The following is a 15,502-nucleotide window of genomic DNA, read 5'->3' as shown; positions in this document are numbered from 1 at the left end:
GCGCCGTTCCCGAGCAAGCTCGGTCCTGCAGACGAAAGACATTATCGTGGCCCGGAAACGCAAAAACCCGCTTTCGCGGGTTTCTACTCAATTGGTGCCCAGAAGAAGACTCGAACTTCCACGACCGTAAGGTCACCAGCACCTGAAGCTGGCGTGTCTACCAATTTCACCATCTGGGCAATCACGAAAACCTTGTTCGTCGTCGTGGAGCGCACTATATAGAGGCTCTCGGAATCTGTAAACCCCCAGTTGCAGGTTTAAGAAACCCTTGTTTCATAACGCAAAAACCCGCTTTCGCGGGTTCTTGTTGAATTGGTGCCCAGAAGAAGACTCGAACTTCCACGACCGTAAGGTCACCAGCACCTGAAGCTGGCGTGTCTACCAATTTCACCATCTGGGCAGTATCAACATCGCTGTGCGTTGTCGATGGCGCGCACTATACGGAGCGCTCCCGAAGCTGTAAAGCGTAAAATCACAAAAAAAATGATTTATTTCAAAAGTAACGGATGAACGTTCATCTGCGCCGCGCTACTCTCACGTTCATAGGCGCTGGCGCCCCCGAAATTTCCCGTTTCAATCGCCGTATGCCAAACTAACCCCTATATAGACAAGGTGAATTCTCTCTAATGGCCGATTGGCAGACCCTCGATCCCGAGGCCGCTCGTGAAGCGGCAAACTACGAAAACCCCATTCCCAGCCGCGAGCTGATTCTCAAGCATCTCGCCGATCGGGGTTCGCCCGCCAGCCGTGAGCAGTTGGTGGAAGAGTTCGGCCTGACCACCGAAGACCAGTTGGAGGCCTTGCGCCGCCGTCTGCGCGCCATGGAGCGCGACGGTCAATTGATCTACACCCGCCGCGGCACGTATGCGCCGGTCGACAAGCTCGACCTGATCCTGGGTCGCATCACTGGCCACCGTGACGGCTTCGGCTTCCTGGTGCCGGACGATGGCAGCGATGACCTGTTCATGAGCCCGGCGCAGATGCGCCTGGTGTTCGATGGCGACCGCGCGCTGGCGCGGGTCTCGGGCCTGGACCGTCGTGGTCGCCGCGAAGGGGTGATCGTCGAAGTCATCTCCCGCGCCCACGAAAGTATCGTCGGCCGCTATTTCGAAGAGAGCGGCATCGGTTTTGTGGTCCCTGACAACCCTAAAGTGCAGCAGGAAGTGCTGATCACCCCGGGTCGTCATGGCGCCGCCAAGGTCGGTCAGTTCGTCGAAGTGAAGATCACGCATTGGCCTACCGTGCGCTTCCAGCCTCAAGGCGATATCGTCGAAGTGGTCGGTAACTACATGGCGCCGGGCATGGAAATCGACGTGGCTTTGCGCACGTACGACATTCCCCACGTCTGGCCCGAGGCTGTGCTCAAGGAAGCCGCGAAGCTGCGTCCGGAAGTGGAAGAGAAGGACAAGGAGAAGCGCATCGACCTGCGCCACCTGCCTTTCGTCACCATCGACGGTGAAGACGCCCGCGACTTCGACGACGCCGTCTACTGCGAAGCCAAGAGCAAGCTGCGCTTGTTCAACGGTGGCTGGAAGCTCTACGTGGCGATCGCCGACGTGTCCAGCTATGTGAAGCTCGGTTCGGCCCTGGACGACGAAGCCCAGGTACGCGGCAACTCGGTGTACTTCCCCGAGCGCGTGATCCCGATGCTGCCCGAGCAGCTTTCCAATGGCCTGTGCTCCCTGAACCCGCACGTCGATCGGCTGGCCATGGTCTGCGAGATGACCATCTCCAAGACCGGCGAGATGACCGACTATCAGTTCTATGAAGCAGTCATCCACTCCCATGCGCGCCTGACCTATAACAAGGTCAGCACCTTGCTCGAGCATTCGCGCTCCAGCGAGGCCAAGGCGTTGCGTGGCGAGTACGGCGATGTGCTGCCGCACCTCAAGCAGCTTTATGCGCTTTACAAGGTGCTCCTCGAAGCCCGTCACACCCGTGGCGCCATCGACTTCGAAACCCAGGAAACCCGAATTGTCTTCGGTTCGTCACGCAAGATCGCCGAGATCAAGCCGACGGTGCGCAACGACGCCCACAAACTGATCGAAGAATGCATGCTGGCGGCCAACGTGGCCACCGCCGAGTTCCTCAAGAAGCACGAGATTCCGGCGTTGTACCGGGTCCACGACGGTCCGCCGCCAGAGCGCCTGGAAAAACTGCGCGCCTTCCTCGGCGAGCTGGGCCTGTCGATCAACAAGGGCAAGGATGGTCCGTCGCCCAAGGACTACCGTGCCTTGCTGGCCAGCATTCAGGGGCGCCCGGATTTCAACGTGATCCAGACCGTGATGCTGCGCTCGCTGAGCCAGGCGGTGTACAGCGCCGACAACCAGGGCCACTTCGGCCTGAACTACGAGGCGTACACGCACTTCACCTCGCCGATTCGTCGCTACCCCGATCTGCTCACCCATCGCGCCATCCGCAGCGTCATCCGCTCCAGGCAGGACACCCCGCACGTACGTCGTGCCGATGCACCGACCATCCCCAAGGCGCGCATCTATCCGTACGACGAAAACGCCCTGGAGCAATTGGGCGAGCAGTGCTCCATGAGCGAGCGCCGCGCCGATGAAGCCACCCGCGACGTGGTCAACTGGCTCAAGTGCGAGTTCATGAAGGACCGCGTCGGCGAGAGCTTCCCAGGTGTGATCACCGCGGTGACCGGTTTCGGTCTGTTTGTCGAGCTGACCGATATCTTCGTCGAGGGTCTGGTCCACGTCACTGCGCTGCCAGGCGACTACTACCACTTCGACCCTGTGCATCACCGCCTGGCGGGCGAGCGCACCGGCCGCAGCTTCCGTCTGGGCGATACCGTGGAAGTGCGGGTCATGCGCGTCGACCTCGACGAACGCAAGATCGACTTCGAGATGGCCGAGAACACGCTGAATGCGCCTATCGGAAAAAAAAACCGTCAAGCCAGCGCTCCGGTAGCCGCCGCTAAGCCTGTTACCAAGCCGGCTCAGCGCCAGGAAGAGGCCAAGCCGGCCGTGCGTTCGCGGGCCAAGGAGCCCGCCGCACGGGAAGAGGCGCCGATCAAGGCGCCCCGTCGCTCGGAAAAATCCAGCGCCAAGGCGTCCGGCTCCAGTGAGGCTTACCGCGTTTCCGACGCGGTGGCCAACAATGCCGATATCCGCAAAAGCCGTGAAATGAAAAAAGCCCTGCTGGCCGATGCCAAAGGGGCGGGCGGTAGTGCCAGCAAGTCATCGGCCAAGGCCGAAGGCAAGCCCACCACGCACCGCAAGGGGCCATCCAAGTCTGGCGCCCGTAAACCCAAGGCGAAGTCATGAGTCAGTTGGAAAAGATCTACGGCGTGCATGCCGTGGAAGCGCTTTTGCGTCATCACCCCAAGCGGGTCAAGCAAGTCTGGCTGGCCGATGGTCGCAGCGAGCCGCGGGTACAGAAATTGGTGGAGCTGGCCAATCTGAACAAGGTCTCCATCGGTCAGGCCGAGCGCCGCGAGATGGATGCCTGGGTCGAAGGCGTGCATCAGGGCGTAGTGGCCGAAGTCAGCCCGAGCCAGGTCTGGGGCGAGGCCATGCTTGACGAGCTGCTCGACCGCACGGAAGGTGCACCTTTGTTGCTGGTGCTGGATGGCGTGACCGATCCGCATAACCTTGGTGCCTGCCTGCGCAGTGCCGACGCAGCTGGCGCCCTGGCCGTGATCGTGCCCAAGGACAAGTCCGCGACCCTGACCCCGGCAGTGCGCAAAGTCGCCTGCGGTGCGGCGGAAGTGATCCCGCTGGTGGCCGTGACCAACCTCGCGCGCTCGCTGGAAAAGCTCCAGCAACGTGGTTTGTGGGTGGTCGGGACTGCGGGCGAAGCGGACGTCGAGATCTACGACCAGGACATGACCGGGCCGACCATCCTGATCATGGGCGCCGAAGGCAAGGGCATGCGCCGCCTGACCCGCGAGCATTGCGATTACCTGGTGAAATTGCCGATGGCCGGCAGTGTCAGCAGCTTGAACGTATCCGTGGCGACCGGGGTGTGCCTGTTTGAAGCCGTGCGCCAGCGCAAGGTGAAGGCTGCGACGAAGAAATAGGCCTCGGGGTCATCCTGCAGGGCCGAGCTTGCTCGGGAACCGGTGCAACATGGGTCCCGAGCATCACCGTTCCCGAGCAAGCTCGGTCCTGCATGGCAGTGCAGTCATCTGCTCAAATAATCACCAATCCCCTTGCTTCCCCCCACCCCCTTCTCTACAATTGCGCGCCTTGCCTGTGGGCAAGACTCACTAGTGTCATTCACTCCTTGTCTGACCGCCCTGGCGGCAGGCTACAACCCGTAAGGAGCATTCATGCGTCATTACGAAATCGTTTTCCTGGTTCACCCGGACCAGAGCGAACAAGTTCCCGCGATGGTCGAGCGTTACACCAAGGCCATCAAAGACGACGGCGGCGAAATCCACCGTCTGGAAGATCTGGGCCGTCGTCAGCTGGCTTACGCCATCGACAACGTGCACAAGGCTCACTACGTTCTGCTGAACGTGGAATGCAGCGGCAAGGCCCTGGCCGAGCTGGAAGACAACTTCCGTTACAACGATGCCGTGATCCGTAACATGGTCATCCGCATGGACGAAGCTGTCACCGGTCCTTCCGAGCTGATGAAAGCCGAAGAAAACCGCGGTGAGCGCCGTGAGCGTCGTGACCGTCCTGAGCACGCCGACAGCGCCGATGGCGATGATGGCGATAACAGCGACGCCAGCGATAACGCTGACGAGTAATTCCCGGATCTTTTGAGGAGCCAATTACATGGCACGTTTCTTCCGTCGTCGTAAATTCTGCCGTTTCACCGCTGAAAACGTGAAAGAGATCGATTACAAGGATCTCAACACGCTGAAAGCCTACGTATCTGAAACCGGCAAGATCGTTCCAAGCCGTATCACCGGTACCAAGGCTCGCTATCAGCGTCAGCTGGCCGTCGCTATCAAGCGCGCCCGCTTCCTGGCCCTGCTGCCCTACACCGACAGCCACGGCCGCTGAGTCCAGGTAGTCGATACGTAGCAAAAGGATAGATGCATGCGCGCCTTGGCTGATTTCATCATGCGCGGTCGCGTGCAAGCCACCCTGGTGGTGGCGGGATGTGCGGCATTGCCGCTGATGGTCTGGTTAAGTGCTGCCGCGGGGTGCCTGGTGCTCCTGCGGCGGGGTCCGAAGGACGCTTTCAGCGTGCTTCTCTGGGCGTTACTGCCGGCTTTGGCCTGGTGGTTCTACGGTGAGCCGCGCACCTTGATGGTGTTGCTGGGCTCGCTGGGGCTCGCAGCGTGTTTGCGCTCGGGAATGGCCTGGAATCGCCTGCTGCTGGTCAGCGTGGCGCTGGGTCTGGTGTTTGGGGTGGTGTTGGGCGCGGTGTTCCGCGAGCCCATCGAGCAGTTTTCGCAGGTATTGCAACAGCACCTGCCCGACATGCTCGAGGGTATCTATCAAAAGATGTCGATAGAGGAACGTGCGCGCCTGGGATCGCTGATTACACCGGTACTGATCGGTCTGATAGCGGCAATGATGCAAGCCCTCAGTCTGCTGGCCCTGATGTTGGGGCGGTATTGGCAGGCAGTGTTGTATAACCCCGGCGGGTTCGGTCGCGAGTTTCGCGAAATCCGGATCGCTCCTTGGCCAGCGATGATGCTGCTGGCGTTGATGTTGATCGGGCCGAACTTCGGTTCCCAGGTCGCCATGTTGACGCCGTTGTGCAGCTTGCCGTTGTTGATCTCGGGGTTGGCCCTGGTGCACGGTCTGGTCGCTCAAAAGCGCCTGGCACGGTTCTGGCTCGTGGGGATGTATGTAACGCTGGTGCCGTTCATGCAGCTGGTCTACCTGTTGCTCGTGGTTGCGGCCATTGTCGACAGCCTGATTGATTTTCGCGGACGCCGAGGCCCTAAAGATGGGGCCGACCAAGGTTCCGCGAACGGTGAAGGTTAAAAGTTAAGAGGTTATTACCAAATGGAACTGATCCTGCTGGAAAAAGTCGCCAACCTGGGCAACCTGGGCGATAAGGTAAACGTTAAAGCCGGTTACGGCCGTAACTTCCTGCTGCCGTTCGGCAAGGCTACCGCTGCAACCGCCGCCAACCTGGCTGCGTTTGAAGAGCGTCGCGCCGAGCTGGAAAAAGCTGCTGCCGACAAGAAGGCTTCGGCCGAAACCCGCGCTGCCCAACTGGCCGAGCTGGAAGTGACCATCACTGCCACCGCTGGCGATGAAGGCAAGCTGTTCGGTTCGATCGGTACACACGACATCGCTGACGCACTGACCGCCTCCGGCGTTGAAGTGGCCAAGGCTGAAGTTCGTCTGCCGAACGGCACCATCCGTAACGTTGGCGAATACGACGTTGCCGTGCACCTGCACAGCGACGTAGAAGCCACCGTACGTGTGGTCGTTGTAGCGGCGTAAAAACCTTGCTGGCACCTCGTGTGCCGGTCGGTTTAACATCGGGCACGCTCTGCGCAAGCAGACGTGCCCTTTGTCTTTGCTGTACCCCTGAACAACAGAATCCTGCGTGGCCATGAACGAAATCAGCGCTCCCGAGCAGTACGATCTGCAAACCGCCGCCCTCAAGGTGCCGCCGCATTCCATCGAGGCCGAACAGGCTGTGCTCGGTGGTCTGATGCTGTCCAACGATGCCTGGGAGCGGGTGCTGGATCAGGTTTCGGACGGCGACTTCTATCGGCATGACCACCGCCTGATCTTCCGGGCCATTTCCCGGCTGGTGGATCAGAACATCCCCTTCGACGTCGTCACCCTGCACGAGCAGCTAGACAAGGAAGGGCAGAGCTCGCAAGTCGGTGGCCTTGGCTACCTGGGCGAGCTGGCGAAGAACACGCCATCAGTGGCGAACATCAAGGCCTATGCGCAAATCGTGCGCGAAAGAGCGACCTTGCGGCAGCTGATCAGTATCAGTACCGACATCGCCGACAGCGCATTCAACCCCTTGGGTCGCAATGCTGCGGAGATCCTCGACGAAGCCGAACGGCAGATCTTCCAGATTGCCGAGGCGCGGCCCAAGACCGGCGGCCCGGTCAGCGTCAACGACCTGCTGACCAAGGCCATCGACCGCATCGACACGCTGTTCAATACCGATGCAACCATCACCGGCCTTTCCACCGGCTACGCCGACCTCGACGAAAAGACCAGCGGCCTGCAACCCGCCGACCTGATCATCGTCGCCGGTCGTCCGTCCATGGGTAAAACTACTTTTGCCATGAACCTGGTGGAGAACGCCGTGCTGCGCAGCGACAAGGCCGTACTGGTCTACTCGCTGGAAATGCCCGGCGAATCGCTGATCATGCGGATGCTGTCGTCGCTGGGGCGCATCGACCAGACCAAGGTCCGCTCCGGGCGCCTGGACGATGACGATTGGCCGCGCCTGACCTCGGCGGTCAACCTGCTCAACGACCGCAAGCTGTTCATCGACGATACCGCCGGCATCAGCCCGTCGGAAATGCGTGCCCGCACCCGTCGTCTGGTGCGCGAGCATGGCGACATCGCCATGATCATGATTGACTACCTGCAGCTGATGCAGATCCCGGGTTCCGGCGGCGACAACCGTACCAACGAGATTTCCGAGATCTCCCGCTCGCTCAAGGCCCTGGCCAAGGAGTTCAATTGCCCGGTGATTGCACTGTCGCAGTTGAACCGATCGCTGGAGCAGCGGCCCAACAAGCGCCCGATCAACTCCGACTTGCGTGAGTCCGGTGCAATCGAGCAGGACGCCGACGTCATCATGTTCGTTTATCGGGACGAGGTGTATCACCCCGAGACCGAACACAAGGGCGTTGCCGAGATCATCATCGGCAAGCAGCGTAACGGCCCGATCGGCACCACGCGGCTGGCGTTCATTGGCAAATATACCCGTTTCGAGAATCTCGCACCGGGCAGCTATAACTTCGACGACGAGTAACTGCGTGGCTTACGCTTCTATTGCACCCCGACACCTGCTGGATCGCGAGTTGAGCCCGGCCCAGGCTCGGTGGTTTTTTCTGCTGGCGGTGCTGGCGTTCGCTTTACCTTTCATCCTTGCCGATTATCGTTACGTCGATGACAACTGGCGCTCCGAACTGGACGTACAGCGCGCCTGGCGTGTCGAGGGGCGCATTCTGGCCGAGGTGTTCTACCGCATCATGACCTTCAGCGGCGTGACGGTGGACATCTTCCCACTGCCGTTGCTGCTGGCTTGTGTGGCCATGGCCTTTGCTCTGGCGGCGTTGGTGAAGCATTACTTCATCGAGCCGCGCCTGAGCCATTGTCTGGTGGTGCTGCCGCTGTGGTACAGCCCCATGTACCTGGGTAACCTGACGTACCAGTATGACGGCCCGACCATGACCCTGAGCATGGTGGCAGCGATCTACGCGGTGATCTGGCGCGGACGCAATACCCTGCTCAACGTGCTGGTGCCAGGCTGCCTGCTGGGCGTGGCGCTGTGCTTGTATCAGGTCACAGTCAATGTGTTCGTCGGCCTGTGCTGCATCGAACTGATTCGCGCAGTGCGCTTCCAGCTGCCGGGCCGGAGTGTCTGCAGCCTGCTGGGCCGTCAGCTGGGGCAGCTGGTGCTCGGGCTTTTCGTCTACTACGCCAGCGCCTACCAGCTGATGCACACCGACCGCAAAGGCATGCTGCCGCTCAATGCCGAAGGGCTGGGCGAGCTGGGCCTGCGTGCGGGCCGCATCATGCACAAGATCAGCTTGTTCATCACCGACGGCAACGGCTGGATGTGGATCGCGCTGGCCGTGCTGGCAGCGATCGGTTACCTGTGGATCGCCCTGCGCCAGCTGCGTGCCCTGGGCCTGGCTGGCCTGGGTGGCGTGCTGATCTATCTGCTGGTGCCGCTGGTGCTGGCCTTCAGCATCGGCGGGATGATCCTGCCGTTTGCCGAGTTCACCCTTGAAGCCCGCACCTTGATGGGGCTGTCGCCGGTGCTGGTGGCGTTGTTCTACCTGGCCCAGTTCAGCCTCAGTCGGGTGCACCCGCGGCTGGAATGGCTGCTGGTGATCCCCTTGATGTGCATGCTGTCGCTGTCGTTCGTCTACGGGCGGGTGCTGGCGGCGCAGAAAACCCTGGAGCGCAGCCTGGCGCAGGATCTGCATCACGACATCACCCGTTTGCCGGAGCTGCGCAACAAGCCGGTCTACTGGACCAGCGTCGATTGCACCGGTGCCTGGCTGCCGGCCCTGAGCGGGACCCTGGAGAATCTGCCAGCGCTGCGCTTTGTCCTGAGCCTCAAGCCGTGCGAGATGGACACCGTCGAGAACCTCACCGACTTGAACCTGGAAGCCAACGACGATCTGTTTCTCCGACTGATGGTTCACAGCACCGGGCAGCGTCTGGTCGATAACAAGTATTACGACATCTGGCTGCTCAACGGCTACGGTTACGTCAACATCAAGCCGGTGGACAAGACGCCCAAGCTGCCGAGCGAGTGATTTTCCCCTCGATCACGCGCTGAGCGAGCAAACCCGACCACCGTTGTCGGGTTTGGTCAAAAAATGTGCTATATTCCGCGCCCGCGATTTTTCACTCTGTAGCTAACACGGTCCCTACCATGCAAGCAGCCAAGCCGCTTTTCGACTATCCCAAGTACTGGGCCGAATGTTTCGGGCCAGCACCGTTCCTGCCCATGAGCAGGGAGGAGATGGATCAGCTTGGCTGGGATTCGTGCGACATCATCATCGTCACCGGTGATGCCTATGTCGACCACCCGTCCTTCGGCATGGCCATCATCGGCCGCCTGCTGGAAGCCCAGGGCTTTCGCGTCGGCATCATTGCCCAGCCGAACTGGCAATCCAAAGACGATTTCATGAAGCTCGGCGAGCCGAACCTGTTCTTCGGCGTCGCGGCCGGCAACATGGATTCGATGATCAACCGCTACACCGCCGACAAGAAAATCCGCTCGGACGACGCCTACACCCCGGGCGGCCTGGCCGGCTCGCGGCCCGATCGCGCCAGCCTGGTCTACAGCCAGCGCTGCAAGGAAGCCTACAAGCATGTGCCGATCGTGCTCGGCGGCATCGAGGCTTCCCTGCGCCGGATCGCTCACTATGACTACTGGCAGGACAAGGTCCGCCATTCGATCCTGATCGACGCCTGCGCCGATATCCTGCTGTACGGCAACGCCGAGCGGGCCATCGTCGAAGTGGCCCAGCGCCTGTCCTACGGCCAGAAGATCGAAGACATCACCGACATTCGCGGCACCGCGTTCATTCGCCGCGATACGCCCAAGGACTGGTACGAGGTGGACTCCACCCGTATCGACCGGCCGGGCAAGGTCGACAAGATCATCAACCCGTACGTCAACACACAAGACACCCAGGCCTGCGCCATCGAGCAGGAAAAAGGCCCGGTCGAGGATCCGAACGAACCCAAGGTGGTGCAGATTCTGGCCAGCCCGCGCATGACCCGGGACAAGACGGTGATCCGCCTGCCGTCCTTCGAGAAGGTCCGTGGCGACGCCGTGCTCTATGCCCACGCCAACCGCGTGCTGCACCTGGAAACCAACCCGGGCAATGCCCGTGCGCTGGTGCAGAAGCATGGTGAAGTGGACGTGTGGTTCAACCCGCCGCCCATTCCCATGACCACCGAGGAAATGGACTACGTGTTCGGCATGCCCTATGCCCGTGTTCCGCATCCAGCCTATGGCAAGCAGAAGATTCCGGCCTACGACATGATTCGCTTCTCGGTGAACATCATGCGTGGCTGCTTCGGCGGTTGTACCTTCTGCTCGATCACCGAGCATGAAGGGCGGATCATCCAGAACCGTTCCGAAGAGTCGATCATTCGTGAAATCGAAGAGATTCGCGACAAGGTTCCAGGTTTTACCGGGGTGATCTCCGACCTTGGCGGTCCGACCGCGAACATGTACCGCATCGCCTGCAAGAGCCCGGAAATCGAATCTGCGTGCCGCAAGCCGTCCTGCGTGTTCCCTGGCATCTGCCCGAACCTGAACACCGACCACTCCTCGCTGATCCAGCTGTACCGCAGCGCCCGTGCCTTGCCGGGGGTAAAAAAGATCCTCATTGCCTCGGGCCTGCGCTACGACCTCGCGGTGGAGTCGCCCGAGTACGTCAAGGAGCTGGTGACCCACCACGTGGGTGGCTACCTCAAGATTGCGCCGGAGCACACCGAAGAAGGCCCGCTGAACCAGATGATGAAGCCGGGGATCGGCTCCTACGACAAGTTCAAGCGCATGTTCGAGAAGTATTCGAAAGAAGCCGGCAAAGAGCAGTACCTGATCCCGTATTTCATCGCGGCCCACCCCGGCACCACCGACGAAGACATGATGAACCTGGCCCTGTGGCTCAAGGGCAACGGCTTCCGTGCCGACCAGGTGCAAGCGTTTTACCCTTCGCCAATGGCATCGGCCACGGCCATGTACCACTCGGGCAAGAACCCGCTGCGAAAGGTCAGCTACAAGAGCGATAACCTGGTCATCGTCAAGAGCGAAGCCCAGCGTCGTCTGCACAAGGCCTTCCTGCGTTACCACGACCCGAAAGGCTGGCCGATGCTGCGTGAGGCGCTGGAGCGCATGGGCCGCAGTGATCTGATCGGCTCGGGCAAGAACCAGCTGATTCCGCTGCACCAGCCGGACACCGACAGCTACCAGAGCGCCCGTCGCAAGAACTCGACGCCGGCTGGCAGCCACAAGGTGGCCAAGGAGCAGAAGATCCTCACCCAGCATACCGGCTTGCCCCCTCGCGCCAGCGACGGCAGCAACCCGTGGGACAAGCGGGAGCAGGCCAAGGCCGCCGCCTTCGCCCGGAACAAGGAGGCGGCCAAGGCCCGCGCCGATGCCGCCAAAGGTGGCAAAAAAGGCGGCAAGAAGCCGGCTCGCCAGCCGGTCGTGCCGCGCTAGGCTGGATTCCCACAAGGGTCGCAGGGTGATGCGACCTGTGTGGGAGCAACCGTTGGGCGCGATACAGGCGACTCGGTCTGGCGGCCCTGAGCGGTGACGCTATCGCACCCAGGGGCTGCTCCCCACAAAGGCCCCGGCGCCCCGTTTCCTTCCCTGCGCCCCGACACAGTGCACTCGCACAAAGCCAAACCTCGCGATTGAGTGTTTTTGGTGCCATGGTAATGTCCTGCTTTCAGCTCCCGTCGGTCTTGGGCCTTTGGCATAAGTCTTGCGCGGTTCTGATCACGTCCAGGTTTGCAGGAGGCACGCTGTGTCGATACATGTCGGGTTGCACCACGTCACGCACTACCGCTACGACCATGCGGTCGAGCTCGGGCCGCAGATCGTCCGTCTGCGGCCGGCTCCCCACAGCCGTACGCGGGTGTTGTCCTATGCGCTGAAAATCCTCCCCGAACAGCACTTCATCAACTGGCAGCAGGACCCCCAGGGCAACTATCTGGCCCGACTGGTCTTCCCCGAGAAGACCGACGAGTTCCGCGTCGAAGTAGACCTCGTTGCCGAAATGGCCGTGTTCAACCCCTTCGACTTTTTCCTTGAGCCCTATGCCGAGAAAATCCCTTTCGCCTATGCGAAGGATGAAAAACACGAGCTGGCGCCGTACCTGGAAAAACTTCCGCTCACGCCGACCTTCGAGGCTTACCTCAAAAGCATCGACCTGACGCCCAAGCCCGCCGTGGACTTCCTGGTGGCGATCAACCAGCGGTTAAGTCAGGACATCCGTTACCTCATCCGCATGGAGCCTGGCGTCCAGACGCCCGAGCACACCCTGGTCGAAGCCAGCGGTTCATGCCGTGACTCGGCCTGGCTGCTGGTGCAGTTGTTCCGCCATATCGGCCTGGCCGCACGCTTCGTCTCCGGCTACCTGATCCAGCTCACGGCTGACGTCAAGGCATTGGACGGCCCCTCGGGCACCGAGGTCGACTTCACCGACCTGCACGCCTGGTGCGAGGTGTACCTGCCGGGTGCGGGCTGGATTGGCCTGGACGCTACCTCCGGGCTGTTTGCCGGTGAAGGGCATATCCCGTTGGCGTGCAGCCCGGATCCCTCCTCGGCTGCCCCCATCAGCGGGCTGGTGGAACCATGCGAATGCGAGTTCAGCCACGAGATGTCGGTGGAGCGCATCTGGGAAGCGCCCCGGGTCACCAAGCCTTACACCGAAGAGCAGTGGGAAGAGATCGAGGCCCTGGGCCGGCAGATCGACGACGACCTGATCAAGGGCGACGTGCGCCTGACCATGGGCGGCGAACCGACCTTCGTTTCCATTGACGACCCGGACGGCGCCGAGTGGAACACCGCTGCGCTGGGCGACGACAAACGCAAGCTGTCCACCGAACTCTACCACCGCATGCGCGCCCAGTATGGCGCTGGTGGCCTGGTGCATTTCGGCCAGGGCAAGTGGTACCCCGGCGAACAGCTGCCGCGCTGGTCGCTCAATTGCTACTGGCGGGTGGACGGCGAGCCGATCTGGCGCAACGACGCCCTGATCGCCGACGAAAGCCGTGATGACGGCGTGACCGGGGAAATGGCCGGGCGCTTTCTGGCCAGTGTCGCCGAGCGCTTGAAGATGCCCGCGCGTTTTGTCTTCCCGGCTTACGAAGACCAGTTCTACTACCTGTGGCGCGAAGGGGCGTTGCCGGGCAACGTCACCCCCGAAGATTCGCGTCTGGGCGATGTCATGGAGCGCAAGCGTCTGCGCAAGGTCTTTGCCCAGGGCCTGGACAAAGTCATTGGCCAGGTCCTGCCCTTGGCCCGCACCGCTGCCGGCGATCACTGGCAGAGCGGGCGCTGGTACCTGCGCGACGAATATTGCCGCCTGGTGCCAGGGGATTCGCCGCTGGGCTATCGCCTGCCGCTGGGCTCGCAGCCGTGGGTGAAGGCGGCCGAATACCCCTACGTGCACCCCACCGATCCCAACCAGGACCTGCCGGTGCTGCCCAGCGTCACCCAATTGCAAGGCGTCACCGCCGGACAGACCCCGGTGGTCGAAGAGCGCGAACCCAAGCTTGACGAGTCAGCCAGCTGGCTGACCCGCACGGCCCTGTGCGCCGAAGCCCGTGACGGTCGCCTGTACCTGTTCATGCCGCCGCTGGAGCGGCTGGAAGATTATCTGGAGTTGGTGTCGATCATTGAAGCCACCGCCGAGGAACTGAAGATCCCGGTGATGCTGGAAGGCTACGAGCCGCCGTTCGACCCGCGCATCAGCAACTTCAAGGTCACTCCGGATCCGGGCGTGATCGAAGTCAACGTGCAGCCCTCGGCCAGTTGGGACGAATTGGTGGTGCGTACCGAGTTCCTCTATGAACAGGCGCGCCTGACCCGGCTGACCACGGAAAAATTCATGATCGACGGTCGCCACACCGGCACCGGTGGCGGTAACCACTTTGTCCTGGGCGGCGCCACGCCCGGCGATTCGCCGTTCCTGCGGCGTCCGGACTTGCTGCGCAGCCTGATCAGCTACTGGCACAACCATCCTTCGCTGTCGTACTTGTTCTCGGGGTTGTTCATCGGCCCGACGTCCCAGGCGCCGCGGGTGGACGAGGCGCGCAACGATTCGCTATACGAGCTGGAAATCGCTTTCGCCCAGATGCCACCGGTGGGCCAGCCATGCGCCCCTTGGCTGGTGGACCGGCTGCTGCGCAACCTGCTGATCGACGTGACCGGCAACACCCATAGGGCCGAGTTCTGCATCGACAAGCTGTATTCGCCGGACGGAGCCACCGGGCGCCTGGGCCTGCTGGAACTGCGTGCCTTTGAAATGCCGCCCCATGCGCGCATGAGTCTGGTTCAGCAGTTGCTGCTGCGGGCGCTGGTGGCGCGTTTCTGGCGCGAGCCTTACGCACCGGCCAAGCTGGCGCGCTGGGGCACCGAACTGCACGACCGGTTCATGTTGCCGCACTTCATCGAGCAGGACTTCGCCGATGTCATCAGCGACCTCGACTCGGCCGGCTACCCGTTGCGGGCCGAGTGGTTCTCGGCGCACATGGAGTTCCGTTTCCCCATGGTCGGCGACTACGCGGTCAACGGCATCGAGCTGGAATTGCGCCAAGCCCTGGAGCCATGGCACGTACTGGGGGAGGAGGGCGGTGCCGGCGGTACGGTGCGCTACGTCGATTCGTCCCTGGAGCGCTTGCAGGTGCGCCTCAATGGCCTCGCCCCCCAGCGCTATGTACTGACATGTAACGGAGTTGCCGTGCCATTGCAGCCCACCGGCAAGGTAGGCGAATTTGTCGCAGGGGTGCGTTTCCGTGCCTGGCAGCCGTCCAATTGCCTGCAACCGACCATTCCAGTTCACGCGCCTTTGACTTTCGATCTGCTGGACACCTGGATGGGTCGCTCCCTCGGAGGCTGCCAATATCACGTGGCTCACCCGGGCGGGCGCAATTACGAGACCCTGCCAGTCAACGCCAACGAGGCGGAAAGCCGACGCATGGCACGGTTTTTCCGACTGGGGCACACCGCCGGAGCGCTGCCTGTGCCTACCCTCAAGATCAACGACGAATTGCCGATGACACTCGATATGCGCCGTTTTTAAGTTATATTGCGCGCCCCCAGGGACGGGGGCATCACAGGCCGCTGTGGTGCCGCCCCGAAAGGGTGCGGCGTCGGCGGCCGT

10 protein-coding genes and 2 tRNA genes are annotated in these 15,502 nt (G+C 61.7%); 10 read left to right on the top strand and 2 right to left on the bottom strand.

Going from position 1 to position 15,502, the window contains the following annotated elements:
• Nucleotides 1–92 precede the first annotated feature (92 nt).
• Nucleotides 93–179 (bottom strand) — tRNA-Leu (locus HB675_RS02610).
• A 134-nt stretch (nt 180–313) separates the two neighbouring features.
• Nucleotides 314–400: transfer RNA gene (locus HB675_RS02605), tRNA-Leu, on the bottom strand.
• Between the two features lie 226 nt (nt 401–626).
• Here HB675_RS02605 and rnr point away from each other — a divergent pair.
• The 10 genes from rnr to HB675_RS02555 all read left to right on the top strand — a co-directional run bounded on the left by rnr (nt 627) and on the right by HB675_RS02555 (nt 15,421).
• Nucleotides 627–3,281 carry a ribonuclease R gene (rnr, locus tag HB675_RS02600; RefSeq protein ID WP_213875518.1) on the top strand — a complete coding sequence of 885 codons (2,655 nt, stop codon included), beginning with the start codon at nt 627–629 and terminating at the stop codon, nt 3,279–3,281.
• Nucleotides 3,278–4,036, top strand: coding sequence for a 23S rRNA (guanosine(2251)-2'-O)-methyltransferase RlmB (gene rlmB, locus HB675_RS02595; protein ID WP_213875517.1), 759 nt, complete (start codon nt 3,278–3,280; stop codon nt 4,034–4,036). Before rnr ends, rlmB begins: the two co-directional genes overlap by 4 nt.
• 252 nt (nt 4,037–4,288) lie before the next feature.
• The gene (gene rpsF, locus HB675_RS02590) at nt 4,289–4,714 is read left to right on the top strand and encodes a 30S ribosomal protein S6 (RefSeq protein ID WP_213875516.1); all 426 of its coding nucleotides are present in this window, start codon (nt 4,289–4,291) and stop codon (nt 4,712–4,714) included.
• 28 nt (nt 4,715–4,742) lie between these two features.
• The gene (gene rpsR / locus HB675_RS02585; protein ID WP_213875515.1) at nt 4,743–4,973 is read left to right on the top strand and encodes a 30S ribosomal protein S18; all 231 of its coding nucleotides are present in this window, start codon (nt 4,743–4,745) and stop codon (nt 4,971–4,973) included.
• Nucleotides 4,974–5,009: 36 nt separating this feature from the next.
• Complete coding sequence (locus HB675_RS02580) at nt 5,010–5,909, top strand: hypothetical protein (RefSeq protein WP_213875514.1); 900 nt, start codon at nt 5,010–5,012, stop codon at nt 5,907–5,909.
• Nucleotides 5,910–5,930: 21 nt separating this feature from the next.
• Nucleotides 5,931–6,377 carry a 50S ribosomal protein L9 gene (gene rplI, locus HB675_RS02575; RefSeq protein ID WP_043191123.1) on the top strand — a complete coding sequence of 149 codons (447 nt, stop codon included), beginning with the start codon at nt 5,931–5,933 and terminating at the stop codon, nt 6,375–6,377.
• A gap of 112 nt (nt 6,378–6,489) precedes the next feature.
• Complete coding sequence (gene dnaB, locus HB675_RS02570; RefSeq protein WP_213875513.1) at nt 6,490–7,884, top strand: replicative DNA helicase; 1,395 nt, start codon at nt 6,490–6,492, stop codon at nt 7,882–7,884.
• A gap of 4 nt (nt 7,885–7,888) precedes the next feature.
• Entirely contained in the window at nt 7,889–9,403 is a 1,515-nt protein-coding gene (locus tag HB675_RS02565; RefSeq protein ID WP_213875512.1) for a glucosyltransferase domain-containing protein, read from the top strand.
• 119 nt (nt 9,404–9,522) lie between these two features.
• Nucleotides 9,523–11,829 (top strand): YgiQ family radical SAM protein, encoded by a 2,307-nt coding sequence (locus HB675_RS02560; RefSeq protein WP_213875511.1) that lies wholly within the window; start codon nt 9,523–9,525, stop codon nt 11,827–11,829.
• A gap of 310 nt (nt 11,830–12,139) precedes the next feature.
• Nucleotides 12,140–15,421 (top strand): transglutaminase family protein, encoded by a 3,282-nt coding sequence (locus tag HB675_RS02555; protein ID WP_213875510.1) that lies wholly within the window; start codon nt 12,140–12,142, stop codon nt 15,419–15,421.
• The last annotated feature ends 81 nt before the right edge of the window (nt 15,422–15,502 follow it).

The sequence above is a fragment of the Pseudomonas sp. dw_358 genome, assembly GCF_018449655.1.
Taxonomy (GTDB): Bacteria; Pseudomonadota; Gammaproteobacteria; order Pseudomonadales; family Pseudomonadaceae; genus Aquipseudomonas.
Note: the sequence above shows the minus strand (reverse complement) of the source record. Positions and strands in the feature narration are given on the sequence as shown.

What these genes read in the sequence shown, in the direction of transcription:
- rpsF (WP_213875516.1), top strand. Translation starts at nt 4,289, where the DNA reads ATGCGTCATTACGAAATCGTTTTCCTGGTTCACCCGGACCAGAGCGAA.
- HB675_RS02580 (WP_213875514.1), top strand. Translation starts at nt 5,010, where the DNA reads ATGCGCGCCTTGGCTGATTTCATCATGCGCGGTCGCGTGCAAGCCACC.
- rpsR (WP_213875515.1), top strand. Translation starts at nt 4,743, where the DNA reads ATGGCACGTTTCTTCCGTCGTCGTAAATTCTGCCGTTTCACCGCTGAA.
- rnr (WP_213875518.1), top strand. Translation starts at nt 627, where the DNA reads ATGGCCGATTGGCAGACCCTCGATCCCGAGGCCGCTCGTGAAGCGGCA.
- rlmB (WP_213875517.1), top strand. Translation starts at nt 3,278, where the DNA reads ATGAGTCAGTTGGAAAAGATCTACGGCGTGCATGCCGTGGAAGCGCTT.
- rplI (WP_043191123.1), top strand. Translation starts at nt 5,931, where the DNA reads ATGGAACTGATCCTGCTGGAAAAAGTCGCCAACCTGGGCAACCTGGGC.
- HB675_RS02560 (WP_213875511.1), top strand. Translation starts at nt 9,523, where the DNA reads ATGCAAGCAGCCAAGCCGCTTTTCGACTATCCCAAGTACTGGGCCGAA.
- dnaB (WP_213875513.1), top strand. Translation starts at nt 6,490, where the DNA reads ATGAACGAAATCAGCGCTCCCGAGCAGTACGATCTGCAAACCGCCGCC.